Here is a 3,595-nt window from a genome sequence, read left to right on the forward strand (position 1 = left end):
GAGAATTCACACCCGCTGCCTGACAGTGGTTTGCTTGCAAACCATGAAAAGGGGCCGTTTCGACGACGAGAACGGGCGATGTTGCGCTTTCGCCGAATGCGGAGCTTGCAGAAGCTCGTCTCCGTTCACGCCTCCGTTTGCAATCATTTCAACCAGGAACGTCACCTTTACTCACGCGACAACTTCAAGCTCAACCGCAGCGCCGCTCTTGCTGAGTGGAGCCAACTTGGCGCGGCATAAAGGGCAGATTCATTATCCTTGCAGAGACGAGTTCGCATTCGTCTGGCAGCACCTTGCCTAATCCTAATTTGGATTTTGAGAGGCAAGGCGCACATCAGCGTTTAATCTGACAATGCCCACATTGGGGTTAAGGAAGTGCTTGATAGCCAGAGAGCACTCTAGGGAGAATTGCTTTGACACACTACCATGGTAGTGTATCGTCGGCTTATAATTAGAGTTTGACAATAAGTCACCGTAGCGAACCACAAATCAAAATTTGGAGGAAAACATGAATACCGCACAACGCGTTCTCGCCGCAGGACTTTCTCTTGCACTTCTGCCAAGCGCCACGCTGGCTGATGAATCGACAAGGGTTGCTTTGGTCCCCGGTGGACCACACCCCTATTTCGCTGCTTGGGAGCAGGCCGGGGCGGATGCCGCCAAAGACTTTGGTTTGGGTTCAGCAGATTATCGGGTTCCACAAAAATGGGAATTGGGCCTTCAGAACCAGATGTTAGAATCGCTGGTAACCCAAGGCTATAACGCCTTTCTGGTATTCCCAGGTGATCCCGTCGGAACCGTCGCCATTGCAAATGAACTGGCAGAAACGGGAGCGCCTGTTATGGCACTTGCCGGTTGCCTGAAAGATCCGTCTGAGGCCGTTTTCTGTATGGGTACGGATACCGGGAATTCCGCGTATTTGGGCACCAAGGAATTGCTCAAGCAGTTGGGCGACGGCGCTAAGATTGTTCACTTTACAGGATTTCTGGTTGATCCAAATACACAACTCCGCATCGATGCTGTCGCTAAGGCCGCAGCTGAGGGCGGTGCGGAAGTCATTCAGGTGATCGCTGATATCGATGCACCAGAACCCGCCGAAGAGAAAATCAACGCTTATCTTGCGGCCCACGTAGATGAAGTGGACGGAATCGTCACGACCGCCTGGGTTCCTGCTGTTGTAGCCTCGAATGCACTGCGTAAAATCGGTGACAAGCGCATCGTTATGGTTGGCATTGACCATGATGAAGTGGTTATCCAGGCGATTAAAGATGGATTTGTCCACGGCACAATGCTGCAAAACCCCTATGGCCAAGGCTATATAGGGTCTTTCGTGGCTGACAGGCTTCGCTCTGGCTGCACAGTCAAAGCCGATGCTCCATTTAAGTCGAATGCGCTGACCGATAAGTTCATTGACAGTGGAACTGTTTTTGCCGGTGCCAACGACGTCGACAACTATGTAGGTTCAATGCAGTCGATCACCAAAGTGCTCTTCGACGAGTTTGAGTCGACTTATCTTGACTGCTGATGCATCAATTCGGCGGGGCCCTTCGGGGCCTCGCCACCCAATTCCATTGATCGAGATGTAACTGGCACGATGAGTGATACTTCTCAAGACCGCGCTCCGGAGGGTGACGACAGTCAAACCAGACCAAGCGCGATGGGCGGACCACTTCGATTTTTGCTTAGCAATGAATTTGGGTTGATCGTTTTGGTGCTATTATTTGGCATCCTTTTTTCAACCCTGTCACCCGCCTTTCTTTCGAAATTTAGCCTCTATGCGCTTGGCCGCACGAGTGCTGTTAACATCATGATCGGCTTTTCGATGATGGTGGTCATCATCACGGGTGGGCTAAATCTGTCCGTTGGCGCGATCGGCGTTGGTGCGGCGATGTTCGGCGGATGGTTGATGCAGGCCTTTGGGATGCCTTGGGTACCTGGCGTGATAGGCGGATTGGCAATGGGTGCTGCTTTGGGTGCGCTGAACGGGGTGATCATAGTGCGCTCGGGCCTACATTCATTTATCATTACGCTTGCCACGATGAGTATCTTTTTCGGCGTGATGATCTATCTCACTCGAGCCGAATCCTATCGAGAGATTTCTCCGGCATTCACCAGTTACGGGCGGATGAAGATTCTAGGCGTTATCTCGCCGTTGTTATTGGTTACTTTTGCGGTTGCCATCATGTTGTCGGTCCTGTTCCGTTTCACTGCGTTGGGCCGAGAGATGCTTGTCGCTGGCGCGAACGCGCGAGCGGCAGAGATTTCGGGCATCCGAGTGAACCGCATGATCACCTATTGCCACATGTTGTCAGGCATATTGGCCGGGGTTGCCGGGTTGATGCTGGTGTCTCGCACGGGGGCCGCCATCCCGTCGATGGCGGGGCAATTGGGCCAAGACTGGCTGTTGCCCGCGTTTCTCGGGCCCGTGCTTGGTGGTACATTGTTAACGGGCGGGCGGTTATCGGTGCTGGGTACGCTGCTGGGATCGTTTTTGGTGACGATGCTCACCACGGGGCTGTTGCTGATGCAGGTCGGGGCATTCTGGATACAAACCTATCTTGGCCTCTTGCTGCTGGCCGCCGTGCTGATTGACCTTGCTCGGCGATCCTATCTTGAGCGGAGGAAATTGCTGTGAACCAGAAATTCTGGCAATCGGAATGGTTCGGGCCGCTGCTGATCACTGTCACGGCGATTGTCATCGTCAGTTCATTGAACCCGTCTTTCCTGTCGCCCTTTAATATTCAAATTTTGTTGCTGGCGATCTCGGTCAACGCGATGATTGCCTTTAGCCAGATGATCATCATTGCCATCGGTCAGATGAACCTGTCGGTGGGTGCCATCGGCGGGATGGCCGCGATTTCGTTCGGCGGCATGATGGAGGTTTGGGGCATCCCTTGGCCGATCGCAGCAGTGCTCTCGCTCAGCATTGGTCTGCTGGCCGGGATCGCCAATGGGGCATTGTGCGCTTACACTGGGATTTCGGCTTTTGTGATTACTCTCGCCAGCCTGTCCATCTTTAAGGGCATCAACCTTGGGATCACCGAGGCGCAGCCATTTTACGACATCCCTGACACGGTTAAATCGCTGGGCAACGACACGTTCCTGCACCCGCTGCCGTGGCTTGTTCTGCCTGCTGTCGCGGCTGCGGTTTTGCTTTGGTATCTGCTGTTCAGGTTGCCACTAGGGCGCGCGATCTTGGCTGTCGGCGGCAATGAACATGCCGCTGCTTTGTCGGGGATCTCGGTGCCTCGGATTGTGATCGTTGCCCATGCGATTTCCGGTCTGTTGGCGGCCTTAGCTGGGATCATGTTGGTTGGTCGGTTGCAAATCGGACAGCCGACCATTGGCGATGACTGGCTGATCCTGTCCTTTGCCGCCCCCGTGATCGGCGGAGCAATCCTGACCGGTGGCCATGTCAGTGTTGCGGGTACGTTTCTGGGCGTCGCCATCGTTGCGATCATCACTCAGGTGCTTGTCCTGTTCAGCATCGACCCGTTTCTGGTGCAGGTCGTGCTTGGTGGTCTGATCCTGTGGGCGGTCGGCATAAACCGATATCGAGAAGTCCGCGCGCAGCGCAAAATCGCTGCGGGGGTAA

Annotated in this window: 3 protein-coding genes and 1 pseudogene; all 4 read left to right on the forward strand. The window is 54.3% G+C overall.

Annotation, left to right across the window (positions count from 1 at the left end; genetic code table 11):
* Window positions 1–240 (forward strand): annotated as a pseudogene (locus Q1B15_RS14095) (hypothetical protein); the annotation flags it as partial.
* A 268-nt stretch (window positions 241–508) separates the two neighbouring features.
* A complete protein-coding gene (locus Q1B15_RS14100) occupies window positions 509–1,525 on the forward strand; it encodes a sugar ABC transporter substrate-binding protein (RefSeq protein ID WP_299754617.1) in 1,017 nt (338 codons plus the stop codon).
* A gap of 69 nt (window positions 1,526–1,594) precedes the next feature.
* Window positions 1,595–2,635, forward strand: coding sequence for an ABC transporter permease (locus Q1B15_RS14105; RefSeq protein WP_299754619.1), 1,041 nt, complete (start codon window positions 1,595–1,597; stop codon window positions 2,633–2,635).
* Window positions 2,632–3,595, forward strand: a 964-nt coding sequence (locus Q1B15_RS14110; RefSeq protein ID WP_299754621.1) for an ABC transporter permease, incomplete at its 3' end; no start/stop codon positions are given. The genes Q1B15_RS14105 and Q1B15_RS14110, both read left to right, overlap by 4 nt.

The organism is uncultured Boseongicola sp., assembly GCF_937988555.1.
GTDB lineage: Bacteria > Pseudomonadota > Alphaproteobacteria > Rhodobacterales > Rhodobacteraceae > Boseongicola.